Origin of the sequence: Xanthomonas campestris pv. campestris str. ATCC 33913 (assembly GCF_000007145.1) — a bacterium.
Lineage (GTDB): Bacteria > Pseudomonadota > Gammaproteobacteria > Xanthomonadales > Xanthomonadaceae > Xanthomonas > Xanthomonas campestris.
The window spans coordinates 4,718,424-4,741,128 of the sequence record NC_003902.1 but is presented as its reverse complement, the minus strand read 5'-3'; the positions used below and the strand labels follow the sequence as shown (position 1 = coordinate 4,741,128).

Below are 22,705 nucleotides of genomic sequence, written 5' to 3'. Positions count from 1 at the left end.
CCGCGCTTTCGCCATGGCCGCAATTGGGACACAATCCTGCGACCCACATCACCTAGAGCGCGACCACGCGCGCATGCACGCCTACGTCTATAAAAGCCAACGCAAGCAGGACACGTTCGTCTATCTCGCCACGCGTGACGATTTCTCCGTGATTCCCGCCGACGTGCAGGCGCGGTTGGCGCCGTTCGCGTTCGTGCTGGACGCGGCGTTGACGCCGGAGCGCCGCCTGGCGCAGGCCGACGCGGACACTGTGCGCGCGGCGCTGGCCAGCCACGGCTTCTATCTGCAATTGCCGAAGACGGTGGTGCTGGCGGGCGAGTGCGACTATGACTGAGCCGCAGCGAGCCGCGCGGCTGCGCGCTGCGGGGCTGGCCGCTGCGGCCGGCGTGGTGCTCACCCTGCTCGGCGGCGTGGGCGGCGTTGTTGCCGCGCTGGCACTGTGGCTGGCGCAACCGGCCTTCGCGCTGGCGGTGTCCTGGCTGCGCGGCACCCGCGCGATGCCGTCCCAACCCCGCGCACTGCTGCCAGGCCTGCCGCCTTTGCTGACGCTGTGGGGCGTTGGGCTGCTCGCCCTGGGCGCGCTGATCACCTGGCCGCTGACCGCCCTGCGCGACAGCGGCAGCCTGGCCGCCGCGCTGGCGCTCAGTGTGGCGGTGAGCGCCGCGTTGCTCGGGCTGTGGCGTACCTGGCCGCTGTGGGGCGAGGTGGAACGCGACGGCGGCCCGCTGACGCCACGCTGGCATGCATTGGCCACGCAGGAACTGCACGCCTGGCGCGGCCTGTTGGTCGCGGCCCTGGTGCTGGCGGTGTGCGGGCTGGGCGTGGCGCTGGCATGGCCGGGCGGTCTGTCCGGCGGGCTGCGTTGGGGCCTGGCGGTCGCCGCGAGCGTATTGCTGCCGGCTGCCCACCTGCTGCTGCAGCGCACCGTGCCGCCGGCGCGCACCGAGACACTGGCGCCCCGCCAGGCCGCGGATTTCTTCTCCGAAGCCGCGGCCGAACCTGGCCCGCTGGAACCGGTGGCCCAGCACCAGCTGGTGCCGGAGCTGTATGAAGCCGCCCGCGGCGGGCGCGTGGATCGGGCGCTGCAACTGCTCGAGGCCGGCGCCGACCCGCAGGCGCTGCCGCTGCCGGAATGGCGCGATCAACGCAGCCTGCCGGCGCTGGCTGCAGTGCTGCCGGACCTGCGCCTGCTACGTGAACTGATCACCCGGCGCGTAGATGTGAACCAGCCGCACCGCGGCATGACCCCGCTGCTGGCGGCCACCCGCGACAGCTGGCATGGTCGCCCGGATGCGGTGATGACGCTGCTGGCCAACGGCGCCGACCCGCGCGCCACCGACAACGACAGCGACACGCCGCTGCATCACGCGGTGCGCAGTTCCGACCCCGGCGTGGCCGCGTTGCTGCGCGATGCCGCCGCCGAACTGGATGCGCTCAATAACGAAGGCCACTCGCCGCTGGCGATGGCCTGCCAGGTCGGCAACTGGCGCTTGGCCAAGTTCCTGCTGGAACGCGGCGCGCAGTCCGAGCCGGCCGGTGGTGCGCCGGTGTTGCTGCCGGCCGCCGGGACCCAGGAAGACGACCCGGCTGGCGTCCAACTGCTGCTCAAGCACAAGGCGCGCGTGGATGCGCGCGACCGCCAGCGCCGCAGCGCGCTGCACGAAGCCGCGCTGGCCGGGCACGGCGACATCGTCGAGGCGCTGCTGGCGGCCGGCGCAAATCTGGAAGCGCGCGACCTGCTCGGCCGCACGCCGTGGCTGGATGCCGCCCGCCAGGCCCGCAGCGCGGTGCTGGAGCGGCTGGTGGCGCGCAAGACCGACGTGCTGGCGATCGATGGAGACGGCCGCAATGCGGTGATGCTGGCCTGCGCTGCCGACACCGTGTCGCCAGCGCTGATCCGCCGCCTGCTGGAGCTGGATGTCCCCGCTGATGCGCAGGACATGCACGGCCGCCGCGCCGTGGATGTGGCCGCCGAAGCAGGCCGTTGGGCGATCGTGCGCCTGCTCGATCCGGCCTATCCGCTGCCCTCGGCAGTCAGCGACGCGCACGGCGACGGTGTCGGTCCCACCACGCAATTACCGGACCGCCCGCCGCTGGTGCTGTTGCGCGAAGGCCTGCAGCTGGGCCAGCGCGATGGCCTGGTTGCACTGGCGCGGCTGTGCGGCCCGGAAGAACTGGGCGGCCTGCTGCACGACGCGCACCTGGCCCTGAATGCCGACGCGGTCGACTGGCTGCTGCGCCACGGGGCCGATGCCGAGGTGCGCGATGCCTGCGGTGACGTGCCGATGTTCGCGCTGCTCTCGCGTGGTGTCGAAGCGGTACCGGCGCTGCAGGTGTTGCTGCGCCACGGCGTCTCGCCGGCCGGTGCCGGCGGGCTGACCCGCCTGCTCAGCGCCTGCGTGCAGCACGACGCGGCCTCGCGCGGGCTGGAACAGTTCGCGCTGGAATTGCTTGAACGCGGCGCCGACCCATTCGCGCCGTCGGCCGCTGGCGACCCGCCGCTGTCGCTGGCGGTGCGCCTGGGCTGGTTGCGCCTGCAGCAGTGGCTGCTCGAACACGGCGTGGACCGCGAAGCGCGCGACAGCCACGGCATGACCGCGCTGCATCTGGCCACCGCGCTGGGCCGCGAGGCCTCGCTCAAATTGCTGGTCAAGCAAGGTGCCTCGCCGGAAGCGCGCGCCGCCGACGGGCAGACCCCGTTGGGCGTGGCGTTGTCGATCGGCCGGCGCGATCTGGCCGATTGGCTGGACTGGCGTATCTGGTCGCTGCCACGCCGCACGCTGCGCGAGGCCGATGTGCCGGCCGCGGCGATGACCGGCGATACCGATGCGGTGCGTCGCCTGATCGACCTCGGCCTGCCGGTGGATGCGGTGGACGCGCAGGGCTGCACCGCACTGCTGCGTGCAGCCGGCAGCGGCCATCTGGCCGTGGTGACCCATCTGCTCGGCCGTGGCGCGGACCCGCAGCGTGCCGCCAACAGCGGCGCCACGCCATTGTCGGCGGCGGTGAGCATGCGCCAGACCGAGATCGTGGCGGCGCTGCTGGCGGCCGGCGCGCAGATCGAACACCGCCTGCCCGGTGGCGTCACCGTGCTGATGCTGGCCTGTGCGCTGGGCCTGCCTGACATCGTGGCGCGCCTGCTCGCCGCTGGCGCCGACGTGCATGCCAACGACGACCAGGGCCTGGCGGCGCTGCATTGCGCCGCACTGTACGGCTTCACCGCGCGCGACAAGATCCGCCTGCTCGCGCTGCTGGACACCTTGCTGCTGGCCGGCGCCGACCCGGATTACCTGGCCGGCGGGCGGGTCAGCCCGCTGCTGATGTTGCTGGGCGCACGCGCCGAACCTGGCACCGCCTGCGACGAGCAGGTCGTACTGGCCGGTGTGGAGCGCCTGCTCGACGAAGACGTGGCGCTGGACGTGGCCGATCAACGCGGCTTCGGCCCGCTGCATCTGGCAGCCCTGCATGGGCTGCCCTTGCTGGTGCAGCGCCTGTTGCGTGCCGGTGCCGATTCGGACCGCCGCGACGCGCTCAACCGCACCCCGCGCGAGATTGCGATCATGCGCGGCTTCATCGACGTGGCGGGCCAGTTCGAACCGGCGTTGCCGGGGGTGTCGTCGATGGCGCGCTTCCTGCGCGAAGGCCGCTGAGCCAGCGCGCCTTCGCGCCGCTGCGGGTGCTGTTCGTGTGCAGCCGCAACCGGCTGCGCAGCCCCACCGCCGAGCACGTCTTCGCACAGTGGCCGAATGTGCTCACGCAATCGGCCGGACTGGCGCCCGATGCCGAGCAACCGGTCACACCCGAGCTGCTGCACGACAGCGATTTGGTGCTGGTGATGGAGCGCCGCCATCTGCAGCTGTTGCGCCGGCGCTTCGCTGCGCACCTGCAGCACTGCCGTGTGGCCTGCCTGCAGATTCACGACGACTACGCCTACATGCAGCCGGAACTGATCCGCCGGCTGGAACACACGGTGCCACCACTGCTGCGTTTGCCGGTGCATTCGTAACCCGATCCCGACACCTCGCGTGCAACACTGGGGTTTGACTCGCACGAAGGAAGCGCCCACCCGATGAGCGTCCGTATCGAGGACCACGCCATGCTGGGCAATTGCCACAGCGCGGCCCTGGTCGACCACTGCGGCACCATCGACTGGCTGTGCCTGCCACGCTTCGATTCCGATGCAGTCTTCGCCTCCCTGCTGGGCACGCCGGAACACGGCCAATGGGCGCTGGCACCGGCCGCCGATTTCCGCAGCGAGCGCGCCTACGAAGACGACAGCCTGGTGCTGCGCACCCGGCTCATCACCGCCGCCGGCACGGTGGAACTGGTCGACTTCATGGTGGCCAGCGACGACGGCGAGGTGCATCAGCATCTGGTGCGCATGGTGCGCTGCGTACAGGGCGAAGTGCCCATGCACATGCGCCTGACCTTCCGCTTCAATTACGGCCGCACGGTGCCGTGGGTGACCAGCATCGATGGCGGCATTCGCGCCATTGCCGGTCCGGATCAGCTGGCCCTGCGTACGCCACAGACGCTGCAAGGCAAGGACCTGGGCACCGAAACCGACTTCACCCTGCGCGAGGGCGAAAGCACCTGGTTTCTGCTCAGTCACGGCCTGTCGCACCAGACCGTGCCGCCGGCCATCGACCCGGATGAAGCCCTGCAGCGCACCACCGCGTTCTGGCACGGCTGGGCGCGGCGGTGCACCGATGTGGGGCCGTGGACGCAGCAGGTGAAGCGATCATTGGTGGTGCTGAAGGGGCTGAGTTATCTGCCCACCGGCGGCATTGTCGCCGCGCCCACTGCCTCGCTGCCCGAACACCTGGGCGGCACGCGGAATTGGGATTACCGCTATTGCTGGCTGCGCGATTCGGTGTTCACCCTGATCGCGTTGTTGCAGGCCGGCTACCGCGATGAAGCCTCGGCATTTCGCGACTGGGTGCAACGGGCCATCGCCGGTTCGCCGGATCAGCTGCAGGCGCTGTACGGCATTGCCGGCGAGCGTCGCTTGCAGGAGTGGGAAGCGCATTGGTTGCCTGGCTACGAAGGCTCGGCGCCGGTGCGGATCGGCAACGGCGCGGTGGACCAGTTTCAGCTCGACGTCTACGGCGAATTGATCGGCGCGTTTCACTACGCGCGCGAAAAAGGCGTCCCGCCGCCGGCCGATGACGATGGTTCTTCGGCCTCGTTGCTGGAGCATTTCCTGGAAATGCTCGAAGACCTGTGGCGCACACCCGACGAAGGCATCTGGGAAGTGCGCGACGAGCGCCGCCACTTCGTGCATTCCAAGGTCATGGCATGGCTGGCCTTCGATTGCGGCTGCCGCGACGGCATCACCAATGCCAGCGCCGAAAAACGCGCGCATTGGGGCCGCATCGCCGAGCAGATCCGCACCGAGGTGCTGGAAAAAGGCGTGCACCCGGATGGGTATTTCGTGCAGAGCTACGGCTCGGATCGGCTGGATGCCTCGTTATTACTGATTCCCATCGTCGGCTTCCTGCCGCCGGATGATCCGCGCATTGCCGCCACCGCCGACGCCATCGCGCGCGATCTCACCATCGATGGCCTGGTCGAACGCTATCGCGCCGACGACAGTGCCGATGGCCTGCCGGCCGGCGAGGGCACCTTCATCGCCTGCAGTTTCTGGCTGGTGGAAAACTACGCCTTGCTCGGCCGCACCGAGCAGGCGCGCGCATTGCTCGAGCGCCTGCTCGGGCTGTGCAACGACGTGGGCCTGCTCGCCGAAGAGTACGACCCGCGCAGCAAACGCATGCTTGGCAACTTCCCGCAAGGGTATTCCCACGTGGCCCTGGTCAATGCGGCATTGCGCCTGCATGGACGCATGGGCGAGAAGGAGACGCATCCATGAGTGAGCAAGTGACCACCCCGCCGTGCATCATCGTGGTGTTCGGTGCGCGCGGTGACCTGACCCGGCGCCTGGTGATGCCGGCGCTGTACAACCTGCGCCGCGCCGGTGCACTTGGCGAGGAATTCGCCATTGTCGGCATGGACCACGGCGACATCACCGAGCGTGCCTGGCGCACCAACATGGGCAAGGCGATGACCGAGCTGCTGAGCAGCCGCGATGCCGAGTTCCAGGCCGATGGATTCGATACCGACACCTGGGACTGGTTGCGCGAGCGCATGCATTACGTGCGCGGCGACTTCACCGACCTGCGTGCCTATCAGTCGCTGGACGGCGTGCTGGAAAAACTGCACAAGCGCTATGGCACCCGCGGTAATGTGCTGTTCTATCTGGCCACCGCCGCGCGCTTCTTCGAGCCGGTGCTGCTGAATCTGGGCGAGGCCGGGCTGGTCAAGCAGCGCGAGGGCGCCGGCTGGCGCCGGGTGATCGTGGAAAAGCCGTTCGGCCACGACCTGCCCAGCGCCAAGCATCTCAATGCCACGGTTGCGCGCGTGCTGCACGAAGACCAGGTGTTCCGCATCGACCATTTCCTGGGCAAGGAAACCGTGCAGAACATCCTGGCGTTCCGCTTCGCCAATGGCCTGTTCGAGCCGGTGTGGAACCGCGACCGGATCGACCACGTGCAGATCACTGCCGCCGAAACCATCGGTGTGGAAGGGCGCGGGCGTTTCTACGATCCCACCGGCTGCCTGCGCGACATGGTGCCCAACCATCTGTTCCAGCTGCTGGCGATGATTGCGATGGAGCCGCCGGCCGCGTTCACCACCGAGGCGATGCATCGCCGCCGCGCCGAAGTGATCGAAGCGGTGCGCCCGATCAAACCTGAAGACGTGGTGCGTGGGCAGTACGCGTCCGGTGCGGTCAATCGCAGCGCCGTGCCGGGATACCGCGAAGAAGACACGGTACCGGACGAGTCGGAAACCGAAACCTTCGTGGCGATGAAGTTGCAGGTCGACACCTGGCGCTGGGCCGGCGTGCCGTTCTATCTGCGCACCGGCAAGCGCCTGCGCGAACGCACCACCGAGATTGCGATCCGCTTCAAGCCTGCACCGTTGGCGCCATTCCGCAGCACCGAAGTGGGCGGCTACGGCCCCGACTGGCTGGTGCTGCATATCCAGCCCGACGAAGGCATCTCGCTGCAGTTCGACGTCAAGCGCCCGGGCGCGCAAGTGGCGTTGGCGCCGGTGCGGATGGACTTCCGCTACCGCGACTGGTTCCCGAAGGAATACACCGTTGGCTACGAGCGCTTGCTGCAGGACTGCATGAATGGCGAGGCCGGTCTGTTCCAGGATGCAGCGATGGTGGAAGGCGCGTGGCGCATCGTGCAGCCGATCCTGGATGCGTGGAAGCAACCGCCCAGTGACTTTCCCAATTACGCGGCTGGCAGTGCCGGCCCGTCGGCGGCCGATGCGTTGCTGGCGATGAACGGCGGGCACGCCTGGCGTGCGCTCACTCCGGGCCGCAAACCGCCGCCGCGTCGCCCGCCTGAAGCGCGTGCGGGTGCGGCGGCACCGGCGAAGAAGAGCGCCAAGAAGGCGGTCAAAAAGGCTGCGAAAAAAGTCGCCAAGGCGCCTGCCAAGCGCAGCGCTGCGGTTGCCGGGAAATCTGCAGCGGCGGCGTCGCCGAGCAAGGCGGCAAGCAAGGCGGTCACCAAGCGCGCCACCAAAAAGGCGACGAAGCCGGCAACCAAAGTCGTCAAGAAGAGCGCTTCGTAGAGACGGGAGAAGATTGCGTAGGAGCTTTCTTGCGCGCGTTGGGGCTTTTTGGGGGATGCCTTNGGGGGGGGGGGGGCGCGTCTCCTTGGGTTATGTGATCATCAACAAGCGTTCTTGGTCCGCGGCGGCTTTGATGTTTTCTTAGAAGGTGCTCTGGAGCAGAGGGATCATCTTTCGTGCGTATGGACCGACAGACATCCGGTAACGCCGCATCGCGCGCAAGCGCGCTCCTACATGTGTGCGACTAGCGTGCATGGGGGATGCGGAACCATGGCGACTTGAGGTTGTTTTTTGGATGTCGCTCTGGAACGGGAGCATCCGGTTTTCGGGCTTCTGTACGGATAGAGATGCGGTAACGCCTCATCGCGCGCAAGCGCGCTCCTACGGGCTTCTCTCAACTGCGACCAAGCGCGCGTGATCGCATGCGCCCTTGCGTGTCTTATCGCTCGGGCGTGACCGGTGCAGGCTCCGGATCCACTTCGGCCTTGACGTCGGCTTCGAACAGATGCATCAGGTCTTCGCGTGCATCGCGCGAGGTCTGGATCACCTTGGCTTCGTCGTCATAAACCAGATGCTGGCGGCGCAGCAGGTCTTCGTCGTGGTGGCGGAAGCGTGTGACGTGCTCCTGCGCGTCGGCCTCGCCAAGCCCCAGCGAGGTCAATACGCGCCCGCCCAACTCCAGGCTGGAGGCGAACACCTCGCGGAACGGCTCGGCACCCAGGTCCATCAGTTTCCAGGCGTGCTGGCGGTTGCGCGCACGCGCCAGCACCGTGGCGTTCGGGTACAGGCGGCGGATCAGCCGCACCGTCTTGATGTTGGTGTCCGGGTCGTCCACTGCGATCACAAAGACCTTGATGCGCTCGGCACCGGCGGCGCGCAGCAGCTCCGGGCGGGTCGGGTCGCCGTAGTACAGCTGGCTGCCGAAGCGGCGTAGATCCTCCACCGTGTCCGGGTTGTGTTCCAGCGCCACGAACGGCACGTGCCGCGCGGTGAGCAGGCGCGCGATCACCTGGCCGAAACGGCCCATGCCGGCGATCAGCACCTTGGGCGTCTGCGTGTCGATGGTGTCGTAGGGGCGCTCGGATTTGGGCACCTTGATACGCAACGGGCCATTGAGCGCGCGCTGGATGCCGAGCAGCAACAGCGGCGTCAGCGCCATCGACACACCCACGATGGCGACCAGGCGGTCGTGGTTGGCGGCGTCCAGCAGGCCGACGCGATCGGCCTCGTTGAAGACTACAAATGCGAATTCGCCGCCCAGCCACAACACGCCGCCCAGCATCAGGCTGCTGCGCAGCGGCAGCTTCGCAACGGTGCCGATCCCCACCAGCAGCGCGAACTTGACCAGCAGCAAGATGCCAACGCCGGCGGCGATCAGCCACGGTTCGGACACCACCCGGTCCAGATCGATGCCCATACCCACCGAGATGAAGAACAGCCCCAGCAGCAAGCCTTCGAATGGCTCGATCTGCGATTCGAGCTCGTGGCGGAATTCCGAATCGGCCAGCAGCACGCCGGCAATGAAGGCGCCCAGGCTGGCGCTCAGGCCGGCCTCCTGCATGATCCAGGCAGTGCCCAGCACCACCAGCAAGGCGCTGGCGGTGAACACCTCGGGCATGCGCGTGCGCGCCACCACATTGAACAGATGCCGCAGCACGAAGCGGCCGCACAGGATGACCAACGTCAACGCCACCAGCGCCTTGGCCACCTCCTGCCAGTCCAGCGTGGCGTTTTTGCTGCCGCCCAGCAGCGGAATGGCAGCCAGCAGCGGGATGGCGATCAGATCCTGGAACAACAGGATGGCGAAGGCCAGCCGGCCGTAATCGCTGCCCAGCGCCTTGCGTTCGGCCAGCAGCTGCAGGCCCACCGCAGTGGATGACAGCGCCAGCGCCACGCCGACGATGAGCGAGGTTTTCCAGCCCAGTTGCCCGGCCATCAGCAGGCCGCCCAGGATCAGCGCGGTCATCACCACCTGGGTGGTGCCGGCGCCGAACACCGAGTGGCGCATCACCTTCAGCCGTGCCGGCGACAGCTCCAGCCCGATCACGAACAGCAGCATCACCACACCGATCTCGGCCGCACCGCTGATGCGTTCGGCATCCTGCACCACGCCCACGCCATCGGGCCCGAGCACCACGCCGGCGACCAAGTACGCCAGCACCGCACCCAGGCCGAAGCGCTTGAACACCGGCACGGCCACGATCGCCGCCAGCATCAGGACCAACGCCAGTTCGAGGCCGCCGCTATGCATGTTGCACTCTCCGTTGAGGTGCGCATTATGCCGCGCAAGGCAGGCAGCCGGCTTGCATGCCTGTGCCGGGGCCGCTGATAGCGGCCGTCACGGTTGAGCCTCGACCCCGCCCTCAGACAATGGCGGCCGAGTGCTCCTGTTACGTGCGGTGGAAGCGGAGTGTGCCCGTCTCCCAAACCCCTGCACGACGACGCAAGCCGCCGCGCGCGATCCGCACGCGTGCAACGCGCTGATCTCCGCTATGCCACGCAAGGCAGGCAGCCAACCCGACAGCCAACGCACAACGGATGTCGGCTGTCGGTTTAGCGAGGAGACGCGGAGCTAGGAGCAAACACAGTGCTCAGCGCGCTGCGATGGAGGCAACGCGCTCGCGCCAGGCTCAGTGGCTCTTGAGCAGGAAGCGACGATCCAGCGGCTGCAGCGGGCGCGCGTTGAACGGGTAAACGCGCTCGAACGCGTTGATCTGTTCCCTGGACACCTGCACCGGCTGACTCAGGACCACCCAATCCACCGTTTCGCTGCAGGGCGGGGTAGTCAGCGAGCCTTCGTAGCGGTAGAAGCTGCGTTGATTGGCGGGCGGCAGAAAATCGCTAGCGCGCACGACCGCATCGGCCACCTGCCGGGTCTGGTTCTTGTCGCTCGGCATGGCGTCGAGCACGCGCTGGAAGGCCGGATTGGCCTTGCCGGTCTCGAAGAAGATCGCCAGCACGCCGAGCGTTCCGTCCGGGCCCTGGTGCACGATGTGCGCCTCCATCGGGAAGCGCCGGCCATTCAACAGGTGCTCGCTGGGATGATGGAAATGCAGCTGCAGTGCGTCGTACTGCTTGCCGCCGACCCGCATCGTGCCGCCGGCGTGTAGATCCAGCTGGATGGAGTGGCCGGTGTTGCGCACCACCAGCGGCACTGCGCCGTAGTCCAGTTGCAGCTTGCCCAGCGTGGCGTCGATCGCGTCCTTCAGATCGATGGGACTGTTCTGCTGCCCATTGCCGCACAGCGCATTTTCCTTGGCCAGTTCGGCCCAGTGCTCGGCGCCCTCCGGGCCGGTGTAGCCCCACTCGTGCCCGTCATGCTGGGTGGTTTCGTGCGCGTGCACTGGCGTGGCGTCGGGCAACACGGTCTGCGCCATCGCCACCGTGCCCCAACCAGCGGCAACGCATAGGCAGACCGGGCTGACGCGGTGTAACAAAAACGACTTGAAAGACGGCATGAAAGGTTCCTGGCAAAGCAGCGGAGTGGCGTGGATGCTATGGCCGGTGCGGCTCCCGCAAACGCTGTGCGGGAACGGCAATGCCGGGAAGCGAACTGTACCGATTGCCGTGCCGCACAGCACAGGTTTGCGACAGCCGGTTCACTGCGGCCGATCAGCGCGTGCGCATCTACGTGCAGGATGCAACGGCAACCGATGGCAACGCTGCGCCTTACCGCTGCGCATGTCCCGTGCCTGCGTGCGCGCCGTAGCAGGATCTGTGCGTGTCGCTATTTTGTTGCAGGCGAAACGCCGCTGCCAACCGTCGCGACGCGTGACAACGCTTGCTGCGTGCAGCACGCGATTGCCCTGCCAAACGCCCACTTAAGCGCGGCGCACGCGAGGCATTGACCAGGCGGACACATGCGCGCAGACTGCGCCGCGCACCGACCGGAGCATCCGCTCGGCCGCACTTACGGAGCTCACTCTCATGTCCAGCGACAGTCACCCTAGACCCGGGTCGATGACCCAGCTGACGAGCGCCTGAGGCTTCAGGTTCGCCGGCTGTCATCGACGACGGTCGTCACCAGGCGAACCCCCATGTACAACGAAACCCTGCGCCTTGCCCAAGGCGTCGATGCATTGACCGCACCCCTGGCCGAACTCAACACGGCCGATGCGGTGGAATATCTCAACACCCTCGACCGCGACGCCGCCGCGCATCTGCTGGCCGTGTTGCCGCAGCCGCGTGCGGTGAAGCTGCTCGAACAACCCGAGCTGCGCGATGCCAGTGCGCTGGTTGCGCAGCTGCCGGCCGAGCATGCCGCCGTGCTGCTCGGGCAGATGGCCGACGACCGCGCCACCGACATCTTCCACGGCCTGGACGCCGATCAACGCGAGCCGCTGTTGTGGCGGCTCAGCGCCGAAGCGCGGCTGTCGATCCAGGCCTTGATGCGCTACCCGCCCAACACCGCCGGTGCGCTGATGACCACCGAGTTCGTGGCGGTGCCGTCGGACTGGACGGTGGGGCGCACCTTGCAGCACATCCGCGATGTGGAGCGCAGCCGCGAGACCGTGTATGCGATCTATCTGCTGGATCCACACACGCGTGTGCTGCAGCAGGTGGTGACCATGCGCCGGTTGATCACCGGCGCAGCCGAGGCACCGATCCTGGAGGTGGCGCAGGTCAATCCGCCGGTCACCGTAGACCCGGCCCTGGATCAGGAAGAAGTGGCGCGTCTGATCCGCCGCCATGACCTACTGGCGATCCCGGTGGTGGATGCCTGCGGCCACGTGCTGGGCATCGTCACCGTGGACGATGTGCTGGATGCGTTGATCGCCGAATCCACCGAAGACGTGCACAAGTTCGGCGGCATGGAAGCGCTGGACAAGCCGTACATGCAGATCGGCTTCGGGCAGATGATCAAGAAGCGCGCCGGCTGGCTGAGCGTGTTGTTTCTGGGCGAAATGCTCACCGCCAGCGCCATGCAGCACTTCGAGGACGAGCTGTCCAAGGCGGTGGTGCTGACCTTGTTCATTCCGTTGATCATGAGCTCGGGCGGCAACTCTGGTTCGCAGGCCACCTCGCTGCTGATCCGCTCGCTGGCATTGCGCGAAATCCGCCTACGCGACTGGTGGAAGGTGGCGCTGCGCGAGTTGCCCACCGGGCTCACGCTGGGCGCGATTCTGGGCGTGCTGGCGATCGTGCGCATCGCCATCTGGCAGAACGCCGGCCTGTACGACTACGGCCCGCACTGGCAAATGGTGGCGCTCACCATCGGCGCGGCACTGGTGGGCATCGTCACCTTCGGCTCCTTGTCCGGCTCGATGCTGCCGTTCGTGTTGCAACGCTTCGGCTTCGATCCCGCCAGTGCCTCGGCGCCGTTCGTGGCCACCTTGGTGGATGTCACCGGCTTGGTGATCTATTTCAGCATTGCCGCAGCGATTCTGAGTGGCACGCTGTTGTAGAGTCCGATTTCCTCCCGGGAAAGGTGCTGGCGATGCGAGGCAGTGCGCTGTGGTGCGTTGTGTGGACAGGGATGTTGTCGATCGCCGTGACCCAGCCAGGCTGGGCCGAACCGGCCCAGGCCGCAGGGTGCACCTACGATCGTGCGGCGATGCTGGCACTGGATGAAGACGCCTTCGATCAGGACCTGCAGGGCGGTTGGCGCACGATTGCCAACCGCCCCGGTTGCGCCGTCGCAGCCGCCGATCTGCTGCGCGACTACCGCCAGGCCCACGTGATCACTGGCGGCATCGTGGTGTGGCACGAAGGTCAGATGCGTGCAGAGGCCGGTCAAACGGCGCAGGCGATCGCCCTGTTCGAAAAGTCGTACACGCCAGCCGCCGAGGATCTTGCCGGCTGGAATCCTTATGTGGATGCGACGATCGCGTTCCTCAAACGCGACCGCACCGGTCTGGATGCCGCGCGTGCACGGATTGCGGCGGTCCCGTATCCGAACGACAAGAACATGCCGCCGTTGCAAGATGGCTATATGGTGTTTCCTGCCCAGAAGGGTCGACCTGAAATGAAGGTGCGCTGGCCACCAAACCTGGATGTCGTCGATGGCCTGATCAAATGCTACGACGAATCCTATTCGGTGGCTTACGGTGCCCAGCGTTGCCGTACATCGACCTCGACACTTTCAAAGTAGGCTGGCGTCGACAGGCCGGGCACCGCGGTGCGCTCCGGCAGGCATGACGACGGTGCAGCCAGTGGTGCACTGACCAGCCAAAAAAATCACCAACCCGAACGGTCTTCGGCGAAAACGATCGACGATTGTCGACGACGGCCATGCCGCGAGACGGGTGCGCCAAGTCCCTGCCCGCAGGGGGTACGCACACCGGTCGGCCGCCCCGCCATCTTGCGTTCGCCAACCTTGCCGCATGCCCTCGCACCCCAGTGCGTGTACCGTAGCGCGATGGTTTCTGCATCTTCTGCACGATGAGTACGTATCACCTGCAACAGGTGTTCCGCCCCACCACCGTCGCGGTGGTGGGCGGCAGTCCGCGCGATCGCTCGGCCGGGCGCGCGGTGGTGCGCAACCTGCGCGCGGCCGGGTTTCCCGGGCAGATCGGCTGGGTGAGCCCGCGTTACAGCGAGATCGACGGCGTGCGCACGGTGGCGCGGCTGACCGACCTGCCCTGGGTGCCGGACCTGGTGGTGATTACCGCGCCGGCGCGCATCGTGCCGCGCATCGTCTCCATCGCCGCGCGGCGTGGTGTGGCAGCGGCGATCATTCTCACTGCCGGCCTGGGCAGTGGTGCCGGCTCGCCGGCCGCACGCGTGGAAGCGACGGCGCGGGCCAAGGGCATGCGCATCCTCGGCCCGCATTGTTTAGGCGTGATCGCCCCGCATGCGCGGCTCAATGCCAGCATCGCCGCGCATTGCCCGCAGGCCGGCGACCTGGCGCTGATTTCCGAATCCAGCGCCATTGCCGCGGCGCTGGTGGAGTGGGGCGTGGCGCGCTCGGTCGGGTTTTCGGCGGTGGTCTCGCTGGGAGACACGCTGGACGTGGATTTCGGCGATCTGCTGGATTACTTCGCCACCGACTACCGCACCCGCGCGATCCTGCTGTATGTCGAACGCATCGGCGATGCGCGCAAGTTCATGTCGGCGGCACGCGCCGCCGCGCGCGCCAAGCCGGTGGTGGTAGTCAAGTCCGGGCGGCAGTTCCGCATTGATCCCAATGCCGACACCCACGCGCAGGCGCTGGCCGGCTCGGATGCGGTGTATGGCGCCGCGTTCGCACGGGCCGGGCTGTTGCGGGTGGGGGCACTGGACGAACTGTTCGCCGCGGCCGAAACGCTGGGCCGCCTGGGTAGTTTTCCGGGCCGTCGGCTGGCGATCTTGAGCAATGGCGGCGGGGTGGGGCAGTTGGCAATGGACCAGCTGTTGCTGCGCGGCGGCACCCTGGCCGAGTTGTCGGCCAAGACGCTGGAGCGGCTGGATCAATCGCTTCCTGAAGGCTGGTCGCGCAGCAATCCGGTGGACATCATTGTCGACGCCGATGGCGAGCGCTATGCGGCCGCCATCGAAGCATTGCTGGACGACTCCGAGAACGACGCGCTGCTGGTGGTCAACGTGCCCACCGCCTTCACCTCCTCGGCCGATGCGGCCAAGGCACTGACCCGCGCGCTGGAACAGCGCAGCCGCTACCAGCGCGAGAAACCGGTGTTTGCGGTGTGGCTGGGCCAGGATGACGCCGCGATTGCCGCGCTCAACGCTGCACGCGTGCCCACCTACGCCACCGAGTCGGACGCGGTGCGCGGCTTCACCCACCTGGTGCGTTACCGCGAGGCGCAGGCCGCCTTGATGGAGACCCCGCCCAGCCTGCCGGAAGATTTCGTGGTCGATGCCGGCATCGGCCGAGCGGTGGTCAACGAAGCGCTGGCCGCCGGCAGGCGCTGGCTGGATCCGGTCGCAACCAACCGCCTGCTGGCCGCCTACGGCATCCCGATCGTGCCGGTGCAGGTGGCCGCCACCGCCAACGAGGCCGCGCTGCTGGCCGACCCGTTGCTGGCAATGGGGCGCACAGTCACTTTGAAGGTGCTTTCCAGCGAGATCGCACACAAGTCGGACGTGGACGGCGTGCGCCTGAACCTGTCCAGCGTGGCGGCGGTGCGGGAGGCGGCGGCCGGCATCCTGGCGCGTGCCCGCGCCGCGCACCCCAATGCGCTGATCGAGGGCGTGATCGTGCAGCCCACCGTGCTGCGGCCCAAGGCGCGCGAGCTGATCGCCGGCATTGCCGATGACCCGGTGTTCGGCCCGGCCATCGTGTTCGGCCGTGGCGGCACCGCGGTGGAGGTGATCAACGACCGCGAGCTGGCGCTGCCGCCGCTGGACCTGCGCCTGGCCCACGAACTGATTGGCCGCACCCGCGTTTCGCGCATCCTCAAGGCCTATCGCGACGTGCCGGCCGCCGACGAGCGCGCGGTGGCGCTGGTGCTGGTCAAGCTGGCGCAGCTGGCCGCCGACATCCCCGAAATCACCGCGCTGGACATCAACCCGCTGCTGGCCGACCGCGAGGGCGTGATTGCGCTGGATGCGCGCGTGGCGGTGGCGCCGGTGCGCAAGCTGCACAAGGGCCGTGGCCATCCGCGGTTTGCGATCTTCCCGTACCCCAAGGAATGGGAGCGCCGCATCGCGCTGGGCGATGGCGCGCACGCGCTGGTGCGCCCGGTGCGGCCCGAGGACGACGCCCTGTTCCGCGCGTTCTTCGCCCGGGTCACCGACGAAGACCTGCGGCTGCGCTTCTTCCAGTCGGTCAAGCATTTCAGCCACGAATTCATCGCGCGGCTGACCCAGCTCGACTACGCACGCTCCATCGCGTTGGTGGCCATCGACCCCAAGACCGGCGACATGCTCGGCGCGGTGCGCCTGCATGCCGACGCCGATTACGCGCGCGGCGAATACGGCATCCTGATCCGCTCCGACCTCAAGGGCCACGGCATCGGCTGGCAGCTGATGCGCATCATGATCGAGTACGCGCGCTGGCTGGGCCTGAAACTGATCGAAGGCCAGGTGCTGCGCGAGAACCGCACCATGCTGGCGATGTGCCAGAGCCTGGGCTTCGGCGTGCGCCCGGATCCGGACGACCCGACCCTGATGGCGGTGACACTCCCTATAATGGGCGAGCCACGCCCGGCCTGACTCCCCGTCACGCCGCGGTCCCCCATCCTCCACCGCATGCCGGACCGGCCAGGCCTTGCCCTGGTGTCGCCGTCCGGCTGTCGTCTCGGCCCGCCTGGGAGTGTCAATGTTTCGCGATTTCAGAATGTCGTTTTTGGTCACTGCGATCTGCCTGGGCCTGGCCGCCTGGTGGGGTCACACCTCGTCGATGGGCATCTGGCAGGCGTTATGGCTGTGCCTGGTGCTGAGCGTGCTGGAGGTGTCGCTGTCGTTCGACAACGCGGTGGTCAACGCCGGTGTGCTCAAGCACATGAACGAGTTCTGGCGGAAGCTGTTCCTCACCGTGGGCATCCTGATCGCCGTGTTCGGCATGCGCCTGGTGTTCCCGATCGTGATCGTGTCGGTGGCCACCGGCATGGGCCTGGTGCCGGTGATGCAGATGGCGCTGAAGGAGCCGGACCGCTACAGCCAGGTGCTGACCGACCACTACCCGTCCATCGCCGCCTTCGGTGGCATGTTCCTGCTGCTGGTGTTTTTGAACTTCCTGTTCGACCAGGACCGCAAGCTGCACTGGCTCGGGCCGGTGGAGCGGCTGGTCGGCAAGCTGGGCAAGGCCGATGCAATGTCGGTGATCGTGGCGGTGTCGGTGCTGCTGGGCACCAAGCTGTTCCTGCCCGATGCGGTGTTCCAGAGCGTGCTGTTCGCCGGGCTGGGCGGCATCCTGCTGTATCTGCTGGTGGGTAGCGTGGATGCCTTGTTCGAGGCCGAAGAGAGCGAAGACGGCAGCATGGGCCCGGCCAAGCGCTCGGGCATTGCCGCCTTCCTGTACCTGGAAGTGCTGGACGCCTCGTTCTCGTTCGACGGCGTGATCGGCGCCTTCGCCATCACCCGCGACGTGGTGATCATCATGCTGGGCCTGGCGATCGGGGCGATGTTCGTACGCTCGATGACCGTCTACCTGGTGCACAAGGGCACCCTGGACGAGTTCGTGTTCCTGGAGCACGGCGCGCATTACGCCATCGGCGTGCTGGCGATCATCATGCTGGTGGGTACCGTCTACCACGTGCCGGAAGTGCTGACCGGCCTGATCGGCGTGGCCTTCATCGCCGCCTCGGTGTGGTCGTCGATCCGCTACCGCAAGCGCCATCACATCGGCCCGACCGAGATCTGATCCCGCCACGGGCCGCGCTCCGCTTAAGAGCGGCTACGGAGCGCCTTCGTGGCTGTCGGATGGGTGCTGCTGACGGACCGGCGCCGCTCCTTCTGTGGCTTGGCTGCAGGGTCCTTGCCCGCCCACCATCGCGGGACACGCTGCAAGTACGTCCTTGTAAGCTCTTACGCGGCATCCATGCCGCGTAAGGTCCCGCGACGGTGGGCGGGCAAGGACCAGTCGAGAACGTCGGTGTGCATGGCTTTCATAAAAGAAGCGACCGACCAACCCTCTTGTGCTGTGTCCTCGCCGCTTGCTGGACCGTTTTGCGGCATGGATGCCTGCACGAGCCCCCAGGGACGGGTTCACGGCGTGTCCCGCGATCGGCGAGGGCACCGCACCCTCGAACGCAACGCCCGGGAGAAGTCCGCTTCCCGCCATGGATGCAGCAGCGGCTGCCGGGGCCAGAGCAGTCGCGCCAAGCCTGCGGTGACGCCTGACATAACCACACCCAACTGTGACCAGCTTCAGCATCAGCCTGTGCCGCGGCTGACCTAACCGAACCCAACCAGTCGGCAAAAACGCCGCTCCAGGCCTTGACTGCGCACTCGGATTGGGCAGTTGGGCGCGCCGAAACGACCGTTCGTCAGACGGCGCTTTGCGCCACAAGGGTTTGCGGGTTTTTCCCACATTATGTGTTGACCCCTCGGGAGCACCCCACTATCTTGGGGGAGTCGGTGGTTGGCCGCCCCAAGCGGCCGGACCTGAAAGAGCACAATCAGCGGGCATCCCGCGATTGATGAGCCTCCTCGCCGCAGCCGCAATCGGTTTCATTCAGTCATCCAGGGCAGTGCCGTGGAGCGAGCTGCGTGGGGCCGGTGCGCTGCGGTTGTTTCGCCACCGACCACCACGCGACAGCACACCGCGCGGTGGCGGCCGTGGAATCTCCGGTGAGGAGATGGCGGGTGAGGGCGATGTCGCCGCGGACCACAGGTCTTGCGTGCTGCGCGCCTTGCACTGCCATCGCTGTCCAGGGAATCCGGATCCGGCCGCACCCCGTCCCCAGGCGGGTCCGTGTGCCTACGCATGGAGGACGCATGACCACCAACGACACCCTTGCCGCGATCGCCGCCGGTACCCTTGCACCCACCAGCGCTCCCGCCAGTGTGACCGTGCCCAGCCCCGCACACCCGGAGTTGAGTGACCCGTCGGACGTCGTGCCGCCCCCCCGCCAAGCCATTGCAATGCACGCACAGACCATCGAAGAACAAACCGTCTCCACCTGGATCACCAAGGAAGCCGGCAACCGCAAGATCCCGTTCGAGCCGGCGCGCCTGGAGCGCGCCATCGACCAGATCCATGCCGAATTCCCGCAGCTGGACGTGGGCGACTACAAGCGCTCGGTGTTCGGCTTCGTCGAGCGCAAGGACAGTGTCAACGCCGACGACCTGGTCGACCACCTGATCCGCGAGGCCGAGGCCCGCGTCGATCTGACCACCCCGGAGTGGGAGCACTTCGCTGCGCGTCTGTACCTGCGCCGCCTGTACAAGCGCGCCAGCCGCAACCGCTTCTACGACGCCGGCCAGAAGTACGGCTCGTTCGTGGGCCTGCAGGAAAGCCTGGCCGACCGTAACGTCTATTCCAACGACATCCTCAAGAGCTATTCCAAGGAAGAGCTCATCGAGGCGGGCAAGATGATTGCGCCCGAGCGCGACACGCTGTTCGCCTACAACGGCCTGTACCTGCTGGCCACCCGTTACCTGGCCACCGACAACTCGCGCGGCGTGTTCGAGCTGCCGCAGGAGCGCTGGCTGACCATCGCCCTGTACCTGATGCAGGACGAGAAGCCGCGCGAGCGCCGCATGCAGCTGGTGGGCGAGGCCTACTGGGCGCTGTCCAACCTGTACATGACCGTGGCAACCCCGACGCTGGCCAATGCCGGCAAGGTCGGCGGGCAGCTGTCGAGCTGCTTCATCGACACCGTCGACGACAGCCTGCAGGGCATCTACGACTCCAACACCGACGTGGCGCGCGTGTCCAAGCACGGCGGCGGCGTGGGCGCGTACCTGGGCTATGTGCGTTCGTCGGGCTCGGCGATCCGCGGTGTGTCCAACTCGTCCGGCGGCGTGGTGCCGTGGATCAAGCAGCTCAACAACACCGCCGTGTCGGTGGATCAGCTTGGCCAGCGCAAGGGCGCCATCGCGGTCTACCTGGACATTTTCCACCGCGACATCGAATCGTTCCTGGATCTGCGCCTGAACAACGGCGACCAGCGTCTGCGCGCGCACGACGTGTTCACCTCGGTGTGCATCCCGGACCTGTTCATGGAAGCGGTCGAGCGCCGCGGCGACTGGTACCTGTTCGATCCGCATGAAGTCAAGCGCATCAAGGGCTGGTACCTGCAGGACTTCTATGACGAGAAGAAGGGCGACGCCAACAGCAGCTTCCGCAAGAAGTACGAGGAAGTGGTTGCCGACGAGCGCATCACCCGCAAGACCGTCAAGGCGATCGAGATCTTCAAGCGGATCATGGTCAGCCAGCTGGAAACCGGCAACCCGTTCATGTTCTACCGCGATGAAGTCAATCGCAAGAATCCGAACAAGCACGAGGGCATGGTCTATTCGTCCAACCTGTGCACCGAGATCCTGCAGAACATGAGCCCCACGCGGATGATGCAGGAAATCATCAGCGGCAATCAGATCGTCACCACCAAGAAGGCCGGCGACTTCGTCGTGTGCAACCTGTCCTCGATCAACCTGGGCCGCGCGATCACCGTGCAGGCCGACCAGGCCGATCTGCTGGGTGCCGACGTGCTGGAGCGGTTGATTCCGATCCAGGTGCGCATGCTCGACAACGTGATCGATCTGAATCAGTTGCCGGTGCCGCAGGCCACCATCACCAACCAGAAGTACCGCGCCATCGGCCTGGGCACCTTCGGCTGGCATCACCTGCTCGCGCAGAAGGCCATCCACTGGAATGCCAAGGAAGCCGAGGACTACAGCGACGAGCTGTACGAGCGCATCAACTACCTGACCGTCCAGGCGAGCATGGAGCTGGCCAAGGAAAAGGGCACCTACAGCGTGTTCCGCGGCAGCGATTGGCACACCGGTGAGTACTTCCGTGCGCGCGATTACAACAGCCCGCAGTGGCTGGAGCTGTCCGCGCAGGTGGCGGTCAACGGCGTGCGTAACGCCTGGATGCTGGCCGTGGCGCCGAACATGAGCACCGCGCAGATTGCCGGTTCCACCGCGTCGATCGACCCGATCTACAGCGCGTTCTACTACGAAGAAAAGAAGGACTTCCGTCGCCCGGTGGCCGCGCCCGGCCTGTCGCTGGACACCTGGCCGTACTACGAAAAGGGCGCCTACAAGGTCGACCAGTTCGCCAGCGTGCGCCAGAACGCGCGTCGCCAGCGCCACATCGACCAGTCGATCAGCTTCAACTTCTATGTGCCCAGCACCATCCGTGCGAGCACGTTGCTGGATCTGCACATGACCGCTTGGCGTGAAGGCTTGAAGACCACGTACTACGTGCGTTCCAACGATATCGACATCAGTGAATGTGAGTGGTGTTCGAGCTAAGCGCATTCGCGCTTAGCTCCCCACGGTTCGCCCTGCGAACCGCGGGCCCCGGCTCATTAGCATCCACACCCCTGCGCCTTCGGCGCGCCCCCCTGACTCAGGGGGGCTTTTCTCCAGCACGATTTTGCTGTCGCCGTTCCCATGTGGACGCGTGACGCCTGAAAGACGAGTAAAGACCCATGTCCGCAACACCGCTTGAGCGCATCAAGATCCTGGAGCCGCGTCACCCCAATCGCTCCACCGCCATCATCAATGGCCAGACCTCCGGCATCCTCAACTGGAACGACATTCCGTACCCGTCCTTTTATCGGGCGTACAAGGAGCTGTCGACCAACTTCTGGATCCCCGACGAGGTGGACATGAAGGGCGACGCGCGCCAGTACAACGAGCTCTCGGCGCGCGAGAAGAATGCCTATGACTCGATCATCGGCTTGCTGGCCACGCTGGATTCGCCGCAGACGCGCTTCATCTACAACGTCGCCGAATACATCACCGACCCGGCCGCGCATGCCAATGCTGCGATCATCGGCCAGCAGGAAGTGATCCATAACGAGAGCTACAGCTACGTGCTGGCCTCCATCACCGGCCTGGCCGATCAGAACCGCGTGTTCGAGATTGCGCGCACGCACCCGACCATCATCAAGCGCAATGCGCCGATCATGGGCGCCTACGACGACTTCATGCGCGACAAGACGGCCGAAACGCTGATCCGCGCGCTGATCCAGTCCTCGATCCTGGAAGGCATCAACTTCTATTCCGGCTTTGCGTACTTCTACAATCTGGTCCGCCAGAACCGCATGACCGGCACCGGCAAGATCATCAGCTTCATCAACCGCGACGAGCTGGCCCACTCCAAGTTCATCAGCGAATTGATCCGCGCCATCATCGGCGAGAACCAGGCGCTGCAGGGCGACCAGCTCACCGATTACGTGCACAAGGCCTTCGAGCACGCGATCGACCTGGAAACGGTGTGGACGGCCGAAGTGCTGGACGGCATCGACGGCATCGACGTCGACGAAATGATCCGCTACGTGAAGTACCGCGCCAACAAGATGGCCGGCATGCTCGGTATCGAGAAGTTGTACGAAGGCGCCAACGACAACGTAATGCCGTGGATCAAGGCCTACGCCGACAACTTCACCGAGACCAAGACCGACTTCTTCGAGATGCGCAATGCGTCTTACAAGAAGACCAATTCGGATAACGGCTTCGACGATCTGTGATTGATCGGGAGTGGTGAATCGGGAATCGGGAATGGTAAAAG

Annotated in this window: 13 protein-coding genes; 11 read left to right on the top strand and 2 right to left on the bottom strand. The window is 66.5% G+C overall.

Annotation, left to right across the window (positions count from 1 at the left end; translation table 11 throughout):
* Positions 1-73: 73 nt before the first annotated feature.
* The 5 genes from XCC_RS20725 (at position 74) to zwf (ending at position 7,641) form a co-directional block, all read left to right on the top strand.
* On the top strand, positions 74-334 hold the full coding sequence (locus XCC_RS20725; protein ID WP_011039068.1) for a YcgL domain-containing protein: 261 nt from the start codon (positions 74-76) through the stop codon (positions 332-334).
* Positions 327-3,650, top strand: coding sequence for an ankyrin repeat domain-containing protein (locus tag XCC_RS20720; RefSeq protein WP_011039067.1), 3,324 nt, complete (start codon positions 327-329; stop codon positions 3,648-3,650). The genes XCC_RS20725 and XCC_RS20720 overlap by 8 nt, the downstream gene beginning before the upstream one ends.
* A gap of 26 nt (positions 3,651-3,676) precedes the next feature.
* The gene (locus XCC_RS20715; protein WP_011039066.1) at positions 3,677-4,006 is read left to right on the top strand and encodes a hypothetical protein; all 330 of its coding nucleotides are present in this window, start codon (positions 3,677-3,679) and stop codon (positions 4,004-4,006) included.
* 63 nt (positions 4,007-4,069) lie between these two features.
* The gene (locus XCC_RS20710) at positions 4,070-5,869 is read left to right on the top strand and encodes a glycoside hydrolase family 15 protein (RefSeq protein ID WP_011039065.1); all 1,800 of its coding nucleotides are present in this window, start codon (positions 4,070-4,072) and stop codon (positions 5,867-5,869) included.
* Positions 5,866-7,641 carry a glucose-6-phosphate dehydrogenase gene (zwf, locus tag XCC_RS20705; RefSeq protein WP_019238094.1) on the top strand — a complete coding sequence of 592 codons (1,776 nt, stop codon included), beginning with the start codon at positions 5,866-5,868 and terminating at the stop codon, positions 7,639-7,641. The genes XCC_RS20710 and zwf overlap by 4 nt, the downstream gene beginning before the upstream one ends.
* Before the next feature lie 439 nt (positions 7,642-8,080).
* Here zwf and XCC_RS20700 read toward each other — a convergent pair whose 3' ends face one another.
* Together XCC_RS20700 and XCC_RS20695 are read right to left on the bottom strand one after the other, a co-directional pair.
* Positions 8,081-9,892, bottom strand: a complete 1,812-nt coding sequence (locus XCC_RS20700) for a monovalent cation:proton antiporter-2 (CPA2) family protein (protein ID WP_011039063.1) — start codon at positions 9,890-9,892, stop codon at positions 8,081-8,083.
* Positions 9,893-10,271: 379 nt separating this feature from the next.
* On the bottom strand, positions 10,272-11,099 hold the full coding sequence (locus XCC_RS20695) for a carbonic anhydrase (protein WP_011039062.1): 828 nt from the start codon (positions 11,097-11,099) through the stop codon (positions 10,272-10,274).
* 579 nt (positions 11,100-11,678) lie between these two features.
* Here XCC_RS20695 and mgtE point away from each other — a divergent pair.
* The 6 genes from mgtE (at position 11,679) to XCC_RS20665 (ending at position 22,664) form a co-directional block, all read left to right on the top strand.
* Entirely contained in the window at positions 11,679-13,046 is a 1,368-nt protein-coding gene (mgtE, locus tag XCC_RS20690) for a magnesium transporter (protein WP_011039061.1), read from the top strand.
* A 71-nt stretch (positions 13,047-13,117) separates the two neighbouring features.
* Entirely contained in the window at positions 13,118-13,732 is a 615-nt protein-coding gene (locus XCC_RS20685; protein WP_011039060.1) for a hypothetical protein, read from the top strand.
* A 290-nt stretch (positions 13,733-14,022) separates the two neighbouring features.
* Positions 14,023-16,731 (top strand): bifunctional acetate--CoA ligase family protein/GNAT family N-acetyltransferase, encoded by a 2,709-nt coding sequence (locus XCC_RS20680; RefSeq protein WP_011039059.1) that lies wholly within the window; start codon positions 14,023-14,025, stop codon positions 16,729-16,731.
* A gap of 106 nt (positions 16,732-16,837) precedes the next feature.
* On the top strand, positions 16,838-17,881 hold the full coding sequence (locus XCC_RS20675; RefSeq protein WP_011039058.1) for a DUF475 domain-containing protein: 1,044 nt from the start codon (positions 16,838-16,840) through the stop codon (positions 17,879-17,881).
* Between the two features lie 1,076 nt (positions 17,882-18,957).
* Positions 18,958-21,441, top strand: a complete 2,484-nt coding sequence (locus XCC_RS20670; RefSeq protein WP_011039057.1) for a ribonucleoside-diphosphate reductase subunit alpha — start codon at positions 18,958-18,960, stop codon at positions 21,439-21,441.
* 179 nt (positions 21,442-21,620) lie between these two features.
* Positions 21,621-22,664: a ribonucleotide-diphosphate reductase subunit beta gene (locus XCC_RS20665; RefSeq protein WP_011039056.1), complete on the top strand. Its 1,044-nt coding sequence runs from the start codon at positions 21,621-21,623 to the stop codon at positions 22,662-22,664.
* Positions 22,665-22,705 lie beyond the last annotated feature (41 nt).